We start from the raw sequence: 18,275 nt of genomic DNA on the forward strand, positions 1-18,275 counted from the left end.
CTGATGCATTGCCGGCGATACCGACGCAGAGCGAGTGTTTTCAAAAAGGTGGCCAGGCTACCCCCGGCGGTTTTACCTTACGCTCCCCACTTCTTTATCAGTGTCTGCGGCACGCCAAGATGATCAAGCACCCGCGCCACGACAAAATCCACCAAGTCCTGCATGCTCTGCGGGTGGTGGTAGAAGCCGGGATTGGGCGGCATGATGACGGCGCCGGCGTGCGACAGCTTGAGCATGTTCTCCAGATGGATCGCGGAGAACGGCATCTCGCGCGGCACGAGGATCAGGGTACGCCTCTCCTTGAGCATCACGTCGGCGGCGCGGGCGATGAGGTCGTCGCCGATGCCACCCGCGATCTTGCCGAGCGTGCCCATGGTGCAGGGGCAGACCACCATCGCGTCACCGGGATTGGAGCCGGAGGCCATCGGCGCGTACCAGTCCTGGATGCCGAACACCTTTAGCTCGCCGCTGAATTTCCCGTAGCGCTCCGCGAACATCTGCTCCGCCTCCTGCGGGCGGTTCGGCAACGTGATGTCCGTTTCCTGCTTGGCGACAATCTGCGCGGCCTGCGAGTACACCAGATGCACGCGCTGCCCGCTGGCGAGCAGGCATTCCAAGAGGCGCATGCCGTAGGGCAGGCCGGAGGCGCCGGTGAAGGCAAGAGTGATGATCTTCATGGCAGTCGTTCCATGTTTGGTTTGCCGTCATTATCCATGAAACGCGCCGCGATGAGGCCGTTCGCCGTGCCGAACACCAGCGCTGCGACGGCAAAGACCGGGATGAGGTAGGCGATGCCGGCATGCGGAATCAGCCAGACGTACACCACCAGCATCTGCCCGGCGATATGCGCGAAGGCGGCGTAGATGCTGTGGCTGACCGGGCCGAACCAGCGCACCGGCAGGTGCTGCGCGAAGGCCAGCACGAGCAGGCTGCATACCGCGCCGGACAGGCTGAGGAAAAAACCGGGAGCGAGGAAGCTGCCGAACAGCAGGCTGCCCGCGACGACGCGCAGCAGCGACACCCAGGCCGCCGCGCGCCAACCGTAGCGCGCCAACACGATCAGCGTAACGATGTTGGCCAGCCCCGGTTTCACGCCGGGCAGCGGCGAGGGGATGGCGTTCTCCAGCACCGTGAGGCCAAGCGCCACCGCCGCCATGCGCGCGATGTGGTGATCTTCCGCGGTGCTATCGAGCTTAATAGTTGAGGCTGTCATATTTCCTGGTGCTGCCGGTCAACTCAACGCTGACCTCGTTGGGCAGGCAGATGGCGATTTCACCGGGCTGTTGCAGCCAGCCCTGGCGCACGCAGTATTGCCTCGGACTCGGGTCGGAGCTGATGCGCGCGTGGCGCTTCTCGATGGTGATCACGCTGGTGCCTAGCGGGCCGGGGACCTCGATCTGCTGGTCGCGCGACAGCGGCACTTCGCGGAATATCTTCCCACCGCTGCGGATCACCGCCTTATCGGCAAGGCCGCCGCTCCACAGCGTGATGGCGAGCAGAACCACGCAGAGGCCGCCGAACAGCAGCGTCAGCCAGTCGCCGGCCTTCAGATACTGCAACATATTCTTTAACCCTAGGACGCCTTGAAAAACCGTAGCGAGCGGCTTGAGTGCAAGGCGCACGGAGCACAGCGACCGAGACATACCCGTGGGTAGACGAGGAAGCGAGCACCGCGCAACGCCGCAATCGAGTCGCGCAGTAGGTTTTTCAAGGTGTCCTCATGCGAGCTCACGGTGGCGCACCAGCACCTGTTGCTGCCGCTCGAAATGCCGCGCGAGCTTTTCGGCAAGATAGACCGAGCGATGCTGCCCGCCGGTGCAGCCGATGGCCACGGTGAGATAGCTGCGGTTGTCTGCGACGAAACACGGCAGCCAGCGTTCCACAAAATTGCGGATGTCGCCGAACATGTCCTGTGCGGCAGGAATATTTTCCAGGAATTCGATCACCGCCGCGTCGTTTCCGGTAAGCGGGCGCAACTCCGGGTTGTAGTAAGGGTTGGGCAGGCAGCGCGCATCGAATACCAGATCGGCATCCAGCGGGATGCCGTGCTTGTAGCCGAACGACTCGAACAGCAGCGTCAGGCGCGCGCGATCCACCTTGATGAACTGCTTGATCCAGGCACGCAGCGCATTTGCATTAAGTTCAGTGGTGTCGATGTGGTGGCCGATGTTGCTGATTTCGGCGAGCAGTTCGCGCTCCTGCCGCACGCATTCCGGCAGGGTACGCACGCCATCGTTGAGCGGATGCAGGCGGCGCGTCTCGGAAAAGCGCTTCACCAGCGTCTCGGTCTGCGCATCCAGAAACAGCACATGCACCGCCAGCTCCTTCTGCATGAGCTGCAGCAGCATGGCGGGAAGTATCTGCACGCTGTGTGCATTGCGTACATCCACGCTTACCGCGATATTCTGATAACCGGCCGGCATGAGCTGATCGACCAGGCTGGGGAGCAGCTCCGAGGGCAAGTTATCCACGCAATAGAAACCCGCATCCTCCAGCGTCTTGAGCGCGACGCTCTTGCCGGAACCGGACAGACCGCTGATCAGGAAGAGTTGCATGGGGTTCCCGCTAGTCGCCGAGCAGCAGCTGGTCGTGCCGCAGGATGAATTCCTGCATGCTGTCGATACCGCGCTGCTGCATGACGTAATTGCGCGCGGCGGCCTCCACCAGCACCGCAAGGTTGCGCCCTGCGACCACCGGGATGTTCACGGTGCTGACGTTCACGCCCAGTATCTCCTGATGCGTAGCGTTGAGCGGCAGGCGCTCCATTTGCGAGAGATCGCCGCCCTGCGGGCGATGCAGGTGCACGATCAGCTTCAGGCTCTTCTTGCGCCGCACCGCCGTCTCGCCGAACATGGTGCGGATATTCAGCACACCCAAACCACGCACCTCGAGAAAATCGCGCAACAACTCCGGGCAGCGTCCTTCCAGCGTATCCGGCGCGATGCGGTGCAATTCGACGATGTCGTCGGCGACCAGCCCGTTGCCGCGCGTGATCAACTCCAGGCCGAGCTCGCTCTTGCCGGCCGCGCTCTCGCCGGTGATCAGGACGCCGACCCCCAGCACATCGAGAAACACGCCGTGGCGCGTGGTGGATTCGGCCAACTCCTTGGCGATGTAGTGGCGGATCAGCCACATCAGGTGCGCGCTGGGCTTGGGAGAGCGGAACAGCGGGATATGCGAGCCGTTGGCAAAATCGATCAGCTCGGCCGGGATGTCATCGTCGCCCGCCACGATCAGGCAGACCGTGATGCTTTGTTCGATTTGCCGGAACGCGCCGGCGCGCTCATCAGCACCCTGGTTGCGCAGATAATCGAGTTCGGTCCGGCTGAACACCTGCACCCAGTTCGGGTGGACCAGGTTGAGATGGCCGATAAGTTCGCTGTTCGAGGCATTGACCCTGTCGCTGTCGATGATGCGGTCCGCGCCGTCCGTGCCGGCAACGCGGCTGAGCTGCAGCCGCTGCTGTTTGTCTTCGAACAGTTGCCGGACGTTGACCTGGCTCATGCCGTGCTTTTCCAGTCGCAGAACAGCTGATGGATGCCGGCCACATCTTCACAGGCTAACAGGCGGTTGCGGAACTGCGCACCGCTGAACATCTGCGCCAGCTCGCCGAGAATCTGCAGGTGCAGGTCGGTGGCGCGCTCCGGGACCAGCAGCACGAAAATCAGGCTCACCGGCTGGCCGTCCGGCGCATCGAACGGAATCGGGTGGGAGGTTTTGACGAACGCGGCAGTCGCCTCACGCAGTTTGGCGATGCGCCCATGCGGGATCGCCACGCCCTGCCCCAGGCCGGTCGATCCGAGCTTCTCGCGCGCGAACAGGCTGTCGAACACCTGGCTGCGCGCGATCTGCTGGTTGTTTTCAAACAGCAGGCCGACCCGCTCGAAGACGCGTTTTTTGCTGGTGGATTCGGCGTCCAGCAGGATATTGGCGGGCAGCAGGATTTTGCTGATCAGGTTCATTATCAACGTCGCATAAAAATGGGCGGCATTGCCGCCGCCCGTTGGTGATTATTCTGCTGCGTGATGCTTGCCGGAGTCGTCGTGGCGGCGTGCCGCCAGCTTTTCCTTATGCTTCATCACCTGGCGGTCCAGCTTGTCCACCAGCGCGTCTATCGCCGCATACAGGTTCTCGTCCTCGCATTCCACGAAGACATCCTTGCCGCTGATATGGATGGTGGCTTCGGCCTTCTGCTTCAGCTTTTCAACGGAAAGGATGATATTAACGTCGATCACATTGTCGAAATGGCGTTTGATCTTGCCGATTTTTCCGGTCGCATAGTCGCGGATGGCGGGTGTGATTTCCAGGTGGCGCCCGGTCAGGTGGAGGTTCATGTCTTGCTCCCTTATTTAGAGTGATTTACGGAGATTCACCGGGGGAATGTGCATTGCCTCCCGGTACTTTGCTATGGTACGCCGGGCGACTACGATGCCCTGCTGTGCCAAGATTTCTGACATGCGGCTGTCGGTAAGCGGTTTGCGGGTATCTTCCGCGCTGACCAGTTGCTTGATCAACTCGCGTATTGCGGTGGAAGAACAGGTGCCGCCGCTTTCCGTGGACAGGCCGCTGCCAAAGAAATGCTTGAATTCGTATATGCCACGCGGGGTCAGCATGAATTTTTGCGTGGTGCTGCGCGAGACCGTGGATTCATGCAGTTCCAGCGTTTCGGCGATTTCGCGCAACACCAGCGGGCGCATGCCGATCTCGCCATGTTCGAAAAAATTGCCCTGCCGTTCCACGATCGCCTGCGCGACCCGCAGGATGGTTTCGAAACGCTGCTGCAGGTTCTTGATCATCCATCTCGCTTCCTGCAGTTGCGTGGCAAGCCCCGCTGAACCTTTGTCGTCGCGCTGCTGCAGGATGTTGGCGTAAATCTGGTTCACGCGCAGTTTGGGCATGGCTTCCGCATTGAGCCGCGCACGCCATTTGTTCCCGCGCTTCTCGACGATCACATCGGGCACCACGTAGTCGGCAACACTCCGGTCGAACTCCGCGCCAGGCTTGGGGTTCAGTTCCACGATCAGATGCTGCGCGGTGCGCAGGTCATCGTCGGTGCAGCGCAGCAGTTTTTTGATCCTGGCAAAATCATGTGCGGCGAGCGCATCCAGGTGATGGCCCACCAGGCGGATCGCCAAATCGCGCTGCGGCGTGTCTTCGGGCAATGCCTTGAGCTGCAGGGCCAGGCACTCGCCCAGATTGCGCGCACCTAGGCCGGGCTGGTCGAGATGCTGCAGCTGCACCAGCGCGGTTTCCAGGTCGTCCAGGGTGATTTCGAGCTCTGCGGGCAGCAGCTCGGCAAGCTCGCCCAAGTCTTGCGCCAGATAGCCGTTCTCGTCCAGCGCATCGATCAGCATCCCGACCACCCTGCGGTCCCTGTCGTCCAGCGAGCTGGTGGTCAGCTGGTTATGCAGATGCTCGCGCAGGCTGGCCTCGCCGGCAGCCTGCTCGGGGTAGGTTTCATCCTCATCATCGGTGCTGTGTGCCGTGCCTCCAGCGGTATTCCAGTCCGCCTGCTCGTTGCCGAAATCGTCTGCGCCACGGTCGTCGGCTCTGCTCTGCTCGACCCTATCGTCTGCCGAACTCGCGCTGTCGCGCGTCTCCATGGGGGTATCGTCACGTGGAAAAACAGCCAACACGGGTTCTTCGGCCAATTCCAGCATGGGATTTTCGTCCAGCATTCTGGCGACTTCCTGATGAATGTCCTGCGTGGAGAGTTGCAGCAAGCGAATAGCCTGCTGCAACTGCGGTGTAAGCGTCAGCTGCTGGGATATCCGAAGTTGTAGCGCCGGTTTCATTGCCTGGTGTTTGTTCCGGGGTGCATTGCCATCAAAGCCGGAAATGCTCGCCCAGATAAACTTTCCTCACGCCCTCATTATAGATGATTTCATCCGGCTTGCCCTCCGCCATCACCGCTCCGGCATTGATGATGTAGGCGCGGTCGCAGATGCCCAGCGTCTCGCGCACGTTGTGGTCGGTGATCAGCACGCCGATATTGCGCTCCTTGAGAAAACGGATGATTTTCTGGATGTCCAGCACGGCGATGGGGTCCACGCCGGCGAACGGTTCGTCCAGCAGGATGAAGCGCGGGTCGGTCGCCAGCGCGCGCGCGATTTCCACACGCCGCCGCTCGCCACCGGACAGGCTGATGGCCGGATTGTCACGGATATGCGTGATATGCAGGTCTTCCAGCAACGATTCCAGGCGATTCTGCAGGTCGTCATCGGAAAGATCCTGCAATTCCAGCACTGCCTGGATATTCTGCGCCACGGTCATGCGGCGGAAGATCGAGGCTTCCTGCGGCAGATAGCCCAGCCCGAGGCGCGCGCGGCGGTGTATCGGCATGTGGGTGATGTTCTGCTCATCGATGAAAATCTCCCCGCCATCGGCGGCGACCAGCCCCACGATCATGTAGAACGAAGTCGTCTTGCCCGCGCCGTTCGGCCCGAGCAGGCCGACCACCTCGCCGCTCTTCAGCGACAGCGAAACATCATGCACCACGGTGCGCGAACCGTACTTTTTCTTGAGGCCAACCGCACGCAATTCACTCATCATGCAAATCCGGAAAATATTTCATGAACCCGCTCAATCTGCGGAAGGCAGGGATACACTAGGCCTGATCGGCAGCGCATCCGGCACGGAAGACGCGGCTGCGCCCTGTTTCGGCTTGGGTTGCAGGACGGCGCGCACCCGCTGCGGCGGCTCCTTTCCCGTGCCTGCGCCGCCGCTGCTCACCTGAAAAATCTCAGTCTTCTGGTTATAGGTGATGTGCTCGCCGCGCACCTCATCCAGGTTGCGCACCACGCGCGCCCGCACATAGAAGTCCACCGTCTCGGCGCGCGTGTCGTATTCGATGCGCTCGCCGTACCCCTCCACATACTCGTCCAGCCCCTCGCGTTTTTGCCGGAAACTGGCGGTATTTCCGTAGGCTGTGCCGTGCTTGAAGCCTTCCTGGTCCTGCACCACCACGATCTTGTCGCCGCGTATCAGCATCGTGCCCTGGGTCAACTTGACGTTGCCGATGAAAGTGCTGACCTGCTGCGCATCGTCCACCAGCACTTGGTCGGCCTCCAGATGCACCGGCTTGTCGCGGTCGGCGCGTTCCGCCAGGCAGGCAGGCGCCCAGAACAGCAGCAAGGCCGGCAGCAGCAGAATCGTCGGCAGCGGCTTATTTTTTGTTTGGCACATGTTCACTTCTTACCTGGGAGAGCAGTTTCAGGGTGCGCGCCTTGTTGTCCATTTCAAGGCCTATTGCATGTACGGTATTGTGCGCGTCCACAATAAGAACGGGACGGTCGGTGTCTGCCCAATCCCGGTCCGGGACGACGTGCAGATATTCGGTATGCAGCGTAAGCTCCTCACGTTGCGCACTTGCCTCGCGCAGCACTTCGACATCCTGGTGCAGGAATACCTCTTCGCCCCTGCTGGAGACGGTGCCCTGCCTGGCGATGATGTGTATCGGCGGCTGCTCGGCAGACAATGAAGTCAGGCGCGGCACTTCCAGCGTAGTGCTGTCGTCATCCGGGTAGTGCTGCAATTTTTTTGCAGCCATGATGAAGCGCGGCACTCCCTGCTCGTTCAGCCTGACAGCAGAAAAGTTTTCCATGATGGCATCCGGATCGTGACGCTTGCTGCTATCCGGCTTGTCCGGCTCCGGCCGTACCTGCTGGCTCAGCCAATAGGTCATTCCCAGCAGGCCGAGCAATGGCAGCAGCGACAGCCAGTAGCGGGCACGTGAAACAACGGTCATTTCAGGTAGGGGGCCAGTTGTGCGTTCAGTGTGCCTTGCGCCGACATGATCAATTCGCAGGCTTCGCGCACCGCACCGTGCCCTCCACGTAATTGGGTCACATAGGCGGAATGTTCGCGCACCAGCCGCGGGGATTCCGGCACGCTGATCGACAGCCCGACATGGCGCATCACCGTCAGGTCGACCACGTCGTCGCCCATATAGGCGGCGGCATCACGGGACAGCTTCAGCCTGTCGAGCAGCTCGACCATCGTTTCGCGTTTATTTTCCACGCCCTGAAAGACATGCTTGATGCCGAGGTTCTGCGCACGCGCCGCGACGCAGCGCGAAGTACGTCCGGTGATGATGGCGACTTCCACCCCGCTGGCGAGCAACATCTTCAGGCCGTGCCCGTCCTGGGAATTGAAGCGTTTGAATTCCTCGCCCGAATCGGACAGATACAACCCGCCATCGGTCATTATCCCATCCACATCGAAGGCCATCAGACGAATCAGTTTGGCGCGGCTCTGCAGCATATTCCCTCCCCTAAATAACTTTGGCGTGCAACAGGTCGTGCATGTTGAGCGCGCCGACCAGTTTGTTTTCTCCGCACACCACCAGCATCTGGTTGATGCTGTATTGCTCCATCATCTGCACCGCCTCGACGGCCAGCGCATCCGGGCCGATGCAGCGCGGATTGGCGGACATCACGCTGCGGACCGGCGTGGCATTGAAATCCAGCTTCTTCTCCAGCGTGCGGCGCAGATCGCCGTCGGTATAGATACCCAGCACGCGCTGCTCCGCATCCACGATGGCGGTCATGCCCACACCCTTCTTCGAGATTTCCAGGAGCGCATCGCTCAGCATCGCATGCTCACGCACCATGGGCACGCGCTCGCCGCTGCGCATGATGTCGCGCACGTGGGTGAGCAACCGCCGCCCCAGATTGCCGCCCGGATGCGAGCGCGCGAAATCTTCCTTGCCGAATCCCTTGGCGTCGAGCAGCGCCATCGCCAGCGCATCGCCGAGCGCCAGTGACGCCGTAGTGCTGGTGGTGGGAGCCAGGCCCATCGGGCAGGCCTCCTTATCCACATGCGCGTCGAGGTGCACGTTGGCAGCCTGCGCCAGGCTCGATTTCGGATTGCCGGTCATGCTGATGAGCTTGGCGCCCTGCCGCTTGATGACCGGCACGATGGTCATCAGCTCCTCACTCTCTCCGGAATAGGACAGCGCGATGATGACATCCTTGCTCGTGATCATGCCCAGGTCGCCGTGGCTGGCTTCGCCGGGATGCACGAAATAGGCCGGCGTGCCGGTGCTGGACATGGTCGCGGCAATCTTGCGCGCGACATGCCCGGATTTGCCCATGCCGCTGACAATGACGCGCCCCTCGCAGCGCAGAATTACCTCCAGCGCGTGCAGGAAGTCGTCATCGAGGCGTGCGGCGAGCGCCTGGACGGCGGCAGCTTCGATGTTCAGAACCTCGCGGGCGAGATCGAGTGCGCGCGGCGCGGCGGAAACATGCTTATTCATGCGGCGCATTATAACAGCGGGAGTTTTCCGGGTAACCGGCAAATATGGCCGAACCGAACGGAGCGGAAAATCAGCCTACAATCAACCGTCATGCGACCCCGGCAGAGCCTGCGTCTGCTTCAAAGCCTATTCTTCTGCGTTTTTTTTCAGCAGACACTGCATCTTTGTCACATAGTTTTGCAGCAAGGTGATGTAAGCGTTGTCGATATCCTTGAACTCGCATCCTATGTACCCGGCCGTTTTTTCATGTTTATGAGGTATCAGGCTTTTCACCGTTATCGTGACGCTGATCTTGCCCACTCCCGGCAAATCGATCTGGCAGTCTGAATAGGTCTGCCCAGGCACAAATTCGATATTGCCCTCCGCACAGGACAGCCTTAACCCGCCGCCGCTGATATCCGTGATGGGCATTTCGACCCGGCCTCGTATACCTGTCGGAATAACACAACGCAGGCGCTCGGAGGAGGGGACTGCAAGCCGGAAATGCTGGCGGCGCTGCAGGCGGTAGAGGTTGGCCGGGAATGGCAGATAAAAAGCGGGGTCGCCCTGATACGTCACCAGACGCGCTCCAGTGACAGCAAACTGTATCTTGACCCGATCAAGCGAGCTGACCAGGGTAATATTTTTGCTCTCCGCGATACGCCGGTTTCTGGATATATCGGTGCCCTGCTCCACCCACAATCCCTTGTCGCCAACGTTCAGCATTGAGGTCATGATGAAATCTGTGGTATCGCCGTAATAAAGGGCGGCGCGCGACTTCGCCTCCACAACGTTGCGCAACAGGGACTGAATTTGCCGTGCAGAGGTAATACAGCACTCCGCCTCCTGCTCTCCGGAGAGTCTTTCAATGTCCAGTGATATCTCTTTTCGCATGCTTGAAACCACTACTTGGCCGTTCTTGAACGCTGCACCATGGTCACGTAGCGCTGCAGCAGAACATTGGAAGCATTGTCGAGATTCTTGAACTCGCATCCCATGCGCTTGACGGTCTGTCCAATTTTTGGAGAGGCCGAAACCATGCTTTTCACTATTATCGTAGCGTCTATCTTGCCGACATCCGGCAGTTCGATCTGGCAGCCTGCATAAACCTGCCCCGGTACAAAATCGATGTCGTCACCAGTATAGGACAATTTCATCCCGCCGATGCTGATATCCGTGACGGGTACCTCAAGCTGCTTTACCGCAGGCGGCTTGCCGACTGGAATAATACAGCGCAAATATTCCGAGTTGGCAAGCATGAGCCGGTAATATTCGCGGTGCTGCAGACGATAGAGACTAGCCGGCAATGGCATGTAAAAAGCCGGGTAATCCTGATGCTTCGCTGCATGGATTTCGCCCACGGGAAATTGCATCTTGACCTGATCCAGCATGCTGACCAGGGTGACACTCCTGCTCTCGACAACGCGCCGGTTCTTCTGAGCATCCACGCCTTGCTCCACCCACAGCCCTTTTTCCCCGACTTTCAGCACAGTGGTCAGGATGAAATCATCTTTCGCACCACCGTAATAAAGCGCAGCCGGCATCACCTTTTCCGAGAGGCTGCGCAACAAGGAGCGGATTTGCAACTCCGAGGCAATGCGGAATTCCTTCTCCTGCTCTTCGGAGAGCTTCTCGGGGGTTAATGGGATATTTCCTTGCATTGGTAAGCTAGACTCAAAAACAGCGACTTAAGAGCATCTGCAACCAGTGGTCGGCATAGCCCAAGGGGGCGCATGATAACAAAATCCGGCATACATGGGTTACAACTTGGGCAGTATGCCCGGCGTTTCCGCATGCTCCAGCCGGTAGAGCCAAGCCAGCAACTCGGCTACGGCCAGATAAAGCTGCGGGGGGATCTCCTGGTCAAGTTCAACCTGCATCAGCAGCCCGACCAGGTCCTCGGACTCATGCACATAAATATCGTGCTGCCTGGCGCGCTCGATAATCGCCTGGGCGATCAGACCACGCCCCTTGGCGACTACTTTCGGCGCCCCGGCCTGATTCTTGCCGTAGGTCAGCGCGACGGCGACCTGCTGCGGGGTAAGGCTGCCCCGTTTCACGATTTTTCCACCACGGCGGCGGCCAGCGGGACGCCCGCGTCGGCAAGTGCATCCTTGAGCCTGGGCAGGGCGCGATCGAACAGATTGACGGTTGCAGGATCTGCCGCACGCAGCGTCATCCTTACCCCGCTGCCGGCGAATACCAGCCTTGCATGAACATCGCCCAGCATGGGCAATGCCAGTTCCATCTCGGTACTCCACTGGCGCTCATCCTGCTGCCGCGACTGCTGTTCCGGCTGCCCCTGAATTTCCCACTGCATCTGCTGCCCCGGCCAGACCTGCCCCATCCACACCAGATGATGTTGCTCCAGCGTGTGCAACTGCTGCTGCACCAGATGAACCAGTTCTTTGGCTATCGGCTGCGCGGCATCTCCGGCAGCCTTGGCCTGCGCCGGCATGTCAGCCTGCGCCATGGAAGTCTTCTCGACCGCAGCATGTTGATCGGCAGCTTTCCCGGGGAGAGGATACTGCACGTCAGACAACTGCACACCCTTCCCGGTCAGCCGGTTTTGCGGTTCCTCCAATAATTGATTGATGCTGCGCTCCCCCCGCACCCACTGCGCCTGGTGCGACTCATAGAACAGACCGCTCTTGCCGAGCGTCTCGCGCAACGCACCGGCCAACTGCTGGGTATCCGGCGCCTGCTGCCCGGACAGCCAGACCGCCTTGCTGCCGAGTTGCTGAACAACGGGCCTTTCGATAGGCCGCTCCGCAAGGTTGGAAAGCAGCCGCGCCGCCGAACCGATCTGTTCGGGAGTCGAGAGCGGATTGTTCGATGCAACCATACCGAAAGAGAGGCGCGGCTTCAACGAGACTACTTCGAGTTTGATCGTATCGCCGCTCTGAATATTGCCGGGTAAGCGCATCTGGAGGATCTGACCCGCGACCTGAACCTTGAACAAACCTTCGCTTATCTTGGCCTGGACGGAGCCCTGCACTTGCTGCCCCACCTCAAGATTGGTGACGGGTTTGGGAGTATCGGGAGTTGCAGTGATTAACGGTTTTCCAGAGCCGGAAAGACCTTGCAGTGCGCTAATCAGATTGGCTGGCAGCATCGTACAATCGCCTCATCAGGTTTCGAGCTTATGCACAGCGGTTCAATTCGGCGAAACCATGCGCAAGCTCCGGTAAACCGGCTCATGCATTGGTATAGGCGATGGCGGCTATACCCACCTGGACGTACTAAGTCCTGCTGCCGTATGCCTGTTGCAATCGCTGCTCCTGTCGATTGCTTTGCATGATGCGCTGCAACTGCCCCATCCATGCCGCAGTACGGCTGCGGATATCTGCATCATGCGCGAGGATTTTCTTGATGAGCCGCGCCTTGCGCTGCAGTGACGGCCCATCCAGCACGACGGACGCATCCGCTTCCTTCATTGCGTCGACATGCTGCCTGCACTGTTGCTCGAGGTCGATCAGCCGATCCCATTCGCCACGTACCGCCGCATCGCGCATCTGTGCGGTCAGTGTTGATAGCGACTCATAATTTGCGATGATTTGGCTGTTACTACCCATTTCCCTTACCCTCTTGCGTACGCCAGTTGGACCTTATTCGCGTTTATTGGCTGCACATCCACAACCGGTGAAACAGCAGCGGCAGCAGTTGCATTAGGACGTATGCTGTCCCATGCGCCCTTCAAATCGTTCAACAGGCGCGCCACTTCATCCAGGGCGGCAATGTCATTTTTCAGGTTGGCGGTAAGCAGGCGTGTGCACATATAGCCATACAGAGCCGACAGATTTTGTGCCAGCCCCCCCTCGACACTTTTGTCCAGACTGGCATTCAGGCCTTCATCAATGATGGCAATAGCCTTGGAAATCGCAGCGCCCTTGGCAGGGATATCCTTGCGAAGCATGCCGCTCTTGGCATTGGCGATCGCCAGCAGCGCGCCCTGATACAACATGGAAATCAGTTTATGCGGATCGGCAACAGTTACGCCGGATTCGACTTCAACTTTTGCGTAAGCCTTGATTGCACTGGCGGCATTCATGCTAATTCCCCCGGTTATAATTTGTTGAGTTGCTGCGTTAGGTAAGAACTGGTTTGGTTCATGCTGCTCAGCATGGAATCCAGCTTGGTAAATTGGGTACGGTAGCGCTTTTCGATGGCGTCCAGCCGAACGTTCAGCGCTTCGCGCTGCTTGCCAATGTCCTTGATGCTGATGTCGATCCCGGTCGTTCTGCCATCCAGCAGGCCACCACTCGCCAGGAACGTCGTCGCCAACTCGTTCAGGGTATAGGCATAGCCCTGCGAATAATTGACCGTGCCACGCGCGCCCGTTAGGCCACCGTTGATCCGTACTGTGAGTCCGGTCGAGTTGCCTGTGCTGGAAGTAAGAAATTGCCCAGACCCGGTTGCCGCTACCCCATCGATGGTGCCAGCCACATCCACCCCGCTGGTTGCGACGGGTGCGCCACCCAGCAGATTGCTTGCGCCAATACCCGATACCGCGAGGCTGGAGGCGGAACCGTAGCTATTTGAGGTGATAGTGAATACCCCGGCGTTTTGCGTCACAGCTACCGATATTCCTGCGCTAGACAGCGCACTGGCACCGTTGATCTTGGATTGCACTTCAGCGGCCAGTGCGGCTGCCGTGTATGTACCCGCAGCCAGCACTACCGATGCGCTGACGCCATTCACAGTAAAGTTCAGTGCATCGTCAACGCCGCTGGTAATGGTGAGCCCGGCCGCAGCATTGCCCGCGATATTTCCTTGCGTGGCGAGCGTTGTGACGTTCACGGCATAGCTGCCCGGTTTGGTTGCGGAAGAGGCGGAACTGTAACTGACCAGACTATCGGAGGCCTTGCCGACTGCCGCAAACAGGCTGGCGATGTCATTAAAATTGTTGCTGATGGCGGTGTCGAGTTTGCTAGCGTCCAGCGCCAGCGTACCGTCTTTCTGGAACGACACGCCAATTTGCGACAAAGTGGTGAGCGAACCGCCGGTATTGCTGACAGCCGTATTAAATACGGCGCGGATTTGTGACTGCATCGAGCGCACCGTGGAATCGCCCTGCAAAACCGCCCCTTTCTTGGTGGCTGCATTGTAGGCAGATACGTCGCCCAATATTTTATTCAAGTCGTTGTAGGCTTTTACGAAGCCCTCCAGGGAGGACTTGACCGTGGCGGTATCACGCTCGACGGTCAATTTCACGGGTGTGGCCGTGACTTTCTGCAAATTCAGCGTGACACCCTGGATGACGTCGGCTATGGTGTTGCTTGCCTTGCTCACGGACGCGCCGTCCACGATAAATTCGGCATTCTGCGCCGTCGCGTTCTCGGCAAGATTCTGTCCGGCGTTGTTGGCCGGATCATAAGCGAGCAAATTGCTCAAAGCCGCATCACCAGTCACGCCGATCTTGATGCTGCTCGTTTTGCCGATGCTGTCCGAAGTCAGCGTCAGCCGATAGGGGCTAGCACCGCCGTCATTGATAATGGTCGCGGTCACGCCGATTTTGGCGGCGTTGATGGCATCGCGTATACCCTGCAGGGAATTGTTTGCGGGGTCTATGGTAACCGTCTTGGTGCCGGTACCGTTAGAGGTAAAAGCTGCGCCGGTATATTTGCCGGTCGGGGCATCAAAAGCACCGCCCGTAATGGTGCCGAAATCAAACGTCAGGGTTCCGCTACCGATAGCCACTGTGCTGTCGGTTTGGCCGGTTGCCGCCAGTTTTTGCGATTGTGCCAGCTTGGTCACCGCATCGAGCGAGTAAACCCCCGCAACGGCCGTGGATGAGGCGGAAGCCGTAAAAATACCGGTATCCGACGAGGTAGCCTTCAGTGCCTGAAATTTCGCTATATTACTCAGGCCGGAAAGCGTACTTTGAAAGCTGGATAACGCCCCCTTGATGCTGCCATATGCCGAAAGCTTGGCTTGGTAGCTTGCTTCCTTGGCTTTGAGCAGGTTAAGCGGTCTTTGCTCAATGGTCATGAGCTGACTGACCAGACCACTCACGTCAAGGTATGACGATCCGACACCCGATGTTGTTGCCATGACGTTTCCTTCCCAGACCCTTTCAGGCCTTTTGCTTCAACAACAAACCCTGACTGACCTGGTCTATTGCGCGTGAAATTGCCAGCATTTCTTCCGTCGGAAATTGCCGGACCAAATCGCCGGTATCCGTATCCACGAGCTTGAATACCTGTTTTTTCGTATCTTGATCTACACTAAATTCAAGGCTCCTGTTCGCCTGCTTCAGGGTCTTGTTGATGCTGTCCACTGCGTTTTGCAATTGCTCGGCCGAGGTTTGCTGGTCAGCAGCCGGTTTAACGGCAGCCTGGGGCAACTCGAGTTGCGCACTGGGTTTGGCTTCGACGTTTGAAGGGGTAGCAACAACATTAGGCTCGCCATTACTGGCGAACCGCGCAGGTTGTGGAGTTTGAGCTATGTTTCCGGTATTTTGGATAAGCATTTTACTCTCCTTTGTTTAGAAATCCCGACCGGGTTACCGGCCGGGATTATTCTACCTTACCGTGCTTATTTCAACAGGCTCAAAACGTTGCTCTGCACCTGGTTGGCTTGCGACAGCATCGCGGTGCCAGCTTGTTGCAGGATCTGGTTACGCGTCATTTGAGCGGTTTCTGCGGCGTAATCGGTATCGGTGATACGGCTACGCGCAGCGCTCAGGTTCTCGGCGCCGTTTTGCAGGTTGCTGATGATGGCCTCGAAACGGGACTGGGTCGCACCAAAAGTCGCGCGAGTCGTGCTGATCGCGGCGATGTCGGTGTCCAGCTTGGTGATTTCGGCAGCCGCGGTGGTGGTGGTAGCACCCAGTGTCCCGGCATTGGTCTGCGTGGTGGCGGCAGCCGTAGCAACGGTGATGGTTTCACCGTTGTTCGCGCCAATCTGGAACTGCGCGCTCAATGCTCCGCTCAACAACGCGGTTCCGTTGAACTTGGTATCGGTGATGATACGCTTGTTCTCGGCAAACAGCTGCTTGAATTCAGAATCAATCGACGCGATATCGTTAGCCGAAGTGAAGTTGCTCGCCTGGATCGCCAGTTCGCGCATACGCTGCAGGTTGTTGCCGATGCTGGACAGCGCGCCTTCGGCAGTCTGAGCCAAGGAGATACCATCGGCGGCGTTGCGTGCTGCCTGGTTCAGGCCGCGGATTTGCGAAGTCATCTTCTCGGAAATCGCAAGACCTGCCGCGTCGTCCTTGGCGCTGTTCACGCGCAGACCGGAAGACAGGCGCTGCAGGGAGATTTGCATCGAGGTCTGCGAAGTGTTCAGGTTGCGCTGAGCATTCAAGGACGCGATGTTAGTATTAATAAAGGCTGGCATTTTGGTTCTCCATCAATAACGGAATTTTCTATCCTGCTTAAGGGTCCCGGCCAAGCTGCTGGCCGGGACTCCTAATCGTGTTTATTTCAACAGGCTCAAAACGTTGCTCTGCACCTGGTTGGCTTGCGACAGCATCGCGGTGCCAGCTTGTTGCAGGATCTGGTTACGCGTCATTTGAGCGGTTTCTGCGGCGTAATCGGTATCGGTGATACGGCTACGCGCAGCGCTCAGGTTCTCGGCGCCGTTTTGCAGGTTGCTGATGATGGCCTCGAAACGGGACTGGGTCGCACCAAAAGTCGCGCGAGTCGTGCTGATCGCGGCGATGTCGGTGTCCAGCTTGGTGATTTCGGCAGCCGCGGTGGTGGTGGTAGCACCCAGTGTCCCGGCATTGGTCTGCGTGGTTGCGCCAGCCGTAGTAACGGTGATGGTTTCACCGTTGTTCGCGCCAATCTGGAACTGCGCGCTCAATGCTCCGCTCAGCAACGCGGTTCCGTTGAACTTGGTATCGGTGATGATACGATTGTTCTCGGCAAACAGCTGCTTGAATTCAGAATCAATCGACGCGATATCGTTAGCCGAAGTGAAGTTGCTCGCCTGGATCGCCAGTTCGCGCATACGCTGCAGGTTGTTGCCGATGCTGGCCAGCGCACCCTCGGCCGTCTGAGCCAAGGAGATACCATCGGCGGCGTTACGTGCTGCCTGGTTCAGGCCGCGGATTTGCGAAGTCATCTTCTCGGAAATCGCAAGACCTGCCGCGTCGTCCTTGGCGCTGTTCACGCGCAGACCGGAAGACAGGCGCTGCAGGGAGATTTGCATCGAGGTCTGCGAAGTGTTCAGGTTGCGCTGAGCATTCAAGGACGCGATGTTAGTATTAATAAAGGCTGGCATTTTGGTTCTCCTTAATAACTGAGTTTGTTATCCGGCTTGTGTCGCACACTTTGGCTGACTATTTATTGATACGTTATCAACCGCCGTTGAGTTAGTTATCGGAAGGAGCAGGGAAAACTTTAGGAAGATTTTAGAAATTCTTTGAGGTTGCAAGCCTTGCGCTGCCAAGCGGATTACCAATAGCCCTGCGCGCACAATTAAAAACATCAATAAAACAGCCGGTTAAATAGTTTTGCATCTGCCCCCGATTTACCATGAGGGTTGGGAAATAAGCCTTGGCCTGCGCCTCGTTACAAGGTAGCCGCAACCATGAATCGATCAGTATTGACCTCGAATACTTCCTCGCCACGCTTGATGCGGATGCGCAATTCCCAGTAGCCTTTGAGTGGAAAGTTGATGTAGCCCTGATAATTGCCCGGCGAGATTTCCCTGAAAATTGTTGTGAAGTCCCGGCCTGCATCAGACGCGCGGTAAGCCTTCACTTCCATCGCACCGCTGACCGGCGCCCCCGCACGGTCCGCCACGCCGATTTCATAGGCCGCTGGCGAATTCATCGCGACGGTGCCGGGCTGCTTGACGGTGGTTTGCCAGGCAAGCGCCCGGTGCGCCTCAAGGTTGCTCAGCGTGGCGGCGTCGGATTTGCGGTTTTTGACGCTGTATTCCCGGTCTACCAGCGCCGGGCGATTTTGCATGGACAGCCAGATGAACGCGCCATTCACCCCCAGTACCACGGCCATCAACCCCAACATCCCGAGAAACCACGGGTTGCGTAAACCCTTCTTGCTGTCCTGTGAAATCATGTTCT

General features: G+C 58.7%; 24 protein-coding genes. All 24 read right to left on the reverse strand.

Features of this window, described 5'->3' with window-relative positions; genetic code table 11:
• Positions 1 to 77: 77 nt before the first annotated feature.
• Positions 78 to 677 carry a flavin prenyltransferase UbiX gene (locus ACRRNM_RS08420; RefSeq protein ID WP_435627784.1) on the reverse strand — a complete coding sequence of 200 codons (600 nt, stop codon included), beginning with the start codon at positions 675 to 677 and terminating at the stop codon, positions 78 to 80.
• The gene (locus tag ACRRNM_RS08425; protein WP_435627785.1) at positions 674 to 1,213 is read right to left on the reverse strand and encodes a Gx transporter family protein; all 540 of its coding nucleotides are present in this window, start codon (positions 1,211 to 1,213) and stop codon (positions 674 to 676) included. The genes ACRRNM_RS08420 and ACRRNM_RS08425 overlap by 4 nt, the downstream gene beginning before the upstream one ends.
• Complete coding sequence (locus ACRRNM_RS08430) at positions 1,194 to 1,562, reverse strand: NusG domain II-containing protein (RefSeq protein ID WP_435627786.1); 369 nt, start codon at positions 1,560 to 1,562, stop codon at positions 1,194 to 1,196. Before ACRRNM_RS08430 ends, ACRRNM_RS08425 begins: the two co-directional genes overlap by 20 nt.
• A 156-nt stretch (positions 1,563 to 1,718) precedes the next feature.
• Positions 1,719 to 2,555 carry an RNase adapter RapZ gene (gene rapZ / locus ACRRNM_RS08435; RefSeq protein WP_435627787.1) on the reverse strand — a complete coding sequence of 279 codons (837 nt, stop codon included), beginning with the start codon at positions 2,553 to 2,555 and terminating at the stop codon, positions 1,719 to 1,721.
• Between the two features lie 10 nt (positions 2,556 to 2,565).
• Positions 2,566 to 3,504 carry an HPr(Ser) kinase/phosphatase gene (gene hprK / locus ACRRNM_RS08440; protein ID WP_435627788.1) on the reverse strand — a complete coding sequence of 313 codons (939 nt, stop codon included), beginning with the start codon at positions 3,502 to 3,504 and terminating at the stop codon, positions 2,566 to 2,568.
• Positions 3,501 to 3,962: a PTS sugar transporter subunit IIA gene (locus ACRRNM_RS08445; RefSeq protein ID WP_435627789.1), complete on the reverse strand. Its 462-nt coding sequence runs from the start codon at positions 3,960 to 3,962 to the stop codon at positions 3,501 to 3,503. Before ACRRNM_RS08445 ends, hprK begins: the two co-directional genes overlap by 4 nt.
• A gap of 48 nt (positions 3,963 to 4,010) precedes the next feature.
• Positions 4,011 to 4,334 carry a ribosome hibernation-promoting factor, HPF/YfiA family gene (gene hpf / locus ACRRNM_RS08450; RefSeq protein ID WP_435627790.1) on the reverse strand — a complete coding sequence of 108 codons (324 nt, stop codon included), beginning with the start codon at positions 4,332 to 4,334 and terminating at the stop codon, positions 4,011 to 4,013.
• Between the two features lie 15 nt (positions 4,335 to 4,349).
• Positions 4,350 to 5,795 carry an RNA polymerase factor sigma-54 gene (locus ACRRNM_RS08455; RefSeq protein WP_435627791.1) on the reverse strand — a complete coding sequence of 482 codons (1,446 nt, stop codon included), beginning with the start codon at positions 5,793 to 5,795 and terminating at the stop codon, positions 4,350 to 4,352.
• Positions 5,796 to 5,826: 31 nt separating this feature from the next.
• Positions 5,827 to 6,549, reverse strand: coding sequence for an LPS export ABC transporter ATP-binding protein (gene lptB, locus ACRRNM_RS08460; RefSeq protein ID WP_435628659.1), 723 nt, complete (start codon positions 6,547 to 6,549; stop codon positions 5,827 to 5,829).
• A gap of 33 nt (positions 6,550 to 6,582) precedes the next feature.
• The gene (gene lptA / locus ACRRNM_RS08465; RefSeq protein ID WP_435627792.1) at positions 6,583 to 7,185 is read right to left on the reverse strand and encodes a lipopolysaccharide transport periplasmic protein LptA; all 603 of its coding nucleotides are present in this window, start codon (positions 7,183 to 7,185) and stop codon (positions 6,583 to 6,585) included.
• On the reverse strand, positions 7,166 to 7,747 hold the full coding sequence (lptC, locus tag ACRRNM_RS08470) for an LPS export ABC transporter periplasmic protein LptC (RefSeq protein WP_435627793.1): 582 nt from the start codon (positions 7,745 to 7,747) through the stop codon (positions 7,166 to 7,168). Before lptC ends, lptA begins: the two co-directional genes overlap by 20 nt.
• Complete coding sequence (locus tag ACRRNM_RS08475) at positions 7,744 to 8,262, reverse strand: KdsC family phosphatase (RefSeq protein ID WP_435627794.1); 519 nt, start codon at positions 8,260 to 8,262, stop codon at positions 7,744 to 7,746. Before ACRRNM_RS08475 ends, lptC begins: the two co-directional genes overlap by 4 nt.
• 10 nt (positions 8,263 to 8,272) lie before the next feature.
• The gene (locus ACRRNM_RS08480; RefSeq protein WP_435627795.1) at positions 8,273 to 9,259 is read right to left on the reverse strand and encodes a KpsF/GutQ family sugar-phosphate isomerase; all 987 of its coding nucleotides are present in this window, start codon (positions 9,257 to 9,259) and stop codon (positions 8,273 to 8,275) included.
• Positions 9,260 to 9,385: 126 nt separating this feature from the next.
• Positions 9,386 to 10,132, reverse strand: a complete 747-nt coding sequence (locus tag ACRRNM_RS08485) for a flagellar brake protein (RefSeq protein ID WP_435627796.1) — start codon at positions 10,130 to 10,132, stop codon at positions 9,386 to 9,388.
• 11 nt (positions 10,133 to 10,143) lie between these two features.
• The gene (locus ACRRNM_RS08490) at positions 10,144 to 10,899 is read right to left on the reverse strand and encodes a flagellar brake protein (RefSeq protein ID WP_435627797.1); all 756 of its coding nucleotides are present in this window, start codon (positions 10,897 to 10,899) and stop codon (positions 10,144 to 10,146) included.
• Between the two features lie 99 nt (positions 10,900 to 10,998).
• Positions 10,999 to 11,298: an EscU/YscU/HrcU family type III secretion system export apparatus switch protein gene (locus ACRRNM_RS08495; RefSeq protein WP_435627798.1), complete on the reverse strand. Its 300-nt coding sequence runs from the start codon at positions 11,296 to 11,298 to the stop codon at positions 10,999 to 11,001.
• A complete protein-coding gene (locus tag ACRRNM_RS08500; protein ID WP_435627799.1) occupies positions 11,295 to 12,353 on the reverse strand; it encodes a flagellar hook-length control protein FliK in 1,059 nt (352 codons plus the stop codon). Before ACRRNM_RS08500 ends, ACRRNM_RS08495 begins: the two co-directional genes overlap by 4 nt.
• A 127-nt stretch (positions 12,354 to 12,480) precedes the next feature.
• On the reverse strand, positions 12,481 to 12,813 hold the full coding sequence (locus ACRRNM_RS08505) for a flagellar protein FliT (protein WP_435627800.1): 333 nt from the start codon (positions 12,811 to 12,813) through the stop codon (positions 12,481 to 12,483).
• A 5-nt stretch (positions 12,814 to 12,818) separates the two neighbouring features.
• Positions 12,819 to 13,289, reverse strand: coding sequence for a flagellar export chaperone FliS (gene fliS / locus ACRRNM_RS08510; RefSeq protein ID WP_435627801.1), 471 nt, complete (start codon positions 13,287 to 13,289; stop codon positions 12,819 to 12,821).
• Positions 13,290 to 13,303: 14 nt separating this feature from the next.
• The gene (fliD, locus tag ACRRNM_RS08515; protein ID WP_435627802.1) at positions 13,304 to 15,292 is read right to left on the reverse strand and encodes a flagellar filament capping protein FliD; all 1,989 of its coding nucleotides are present in this window, start codon (positions 15,290 to 15,292) and stop codon (positions 13,304 to 13,306) included.
• Between the two features lie 22 nt (positions 15,293 to 15,314).
• On the reverse strand, positions 15,315 to 15,710 hold the full coding sequence (locus tag ACRRNM_RS08520) for a flagellar protein FlaG (RefSeq protein ID WP_435627803.1): 396 nt from the start codon (positions 15,708 to 15,710) through the stop codon (positions 15,315 to 15,317).
• 65 nt (positions 15,711 to 15,775) lie between these two features.
• Positions 15,776 to 16,582, reverse strand: coding sequence for a flagellin (locus ACRRNM_RS08525; protein ID WP_435627804.1), 807 nt, complete (start codon positions 16,580 to 16,582; stop codon positions 15,776 to 15,778).
• A gap of 81 nt (positions 16,583 to 16,663) precedes the next feature.
• The gene (locus tag ACRRNM_RS08530; protein WP_435627805.1) at positions 16,664 to 17,470 is read right to left on the reverse strand and encodes a flagellin; all 807 of its coding nucleotides are present in this window, start codon (positions 17,468 to 17,470) and stop codon (positions 16,664 to 16,666) included.
• A gap of 290 nt (positions 17,471 to 17,760) precedes the next feature.
• Positions 17,761 to 18,270, reverse strand: coding sequence for a FixH family protein (locus ACRRNM_RS08535; RefSeq protein ID WP_435627806.1), 510 nt, complete (start codon positions 18,268 to 18,270; stop codon positions 17,761 to 17,763).
• Between the last annotated feature and the right edge of the window lie 5 nt (positions 18,271 to 18,275).

This window comes from Ferrigenium straubiae, assembly GCF_051257895.1.
GTDB lineage: Bacteria > Pseudomonadota > Gammaproteobacteria > Burkholderiales > Gallionellaceae > Gallionella > Gallionella straubiae.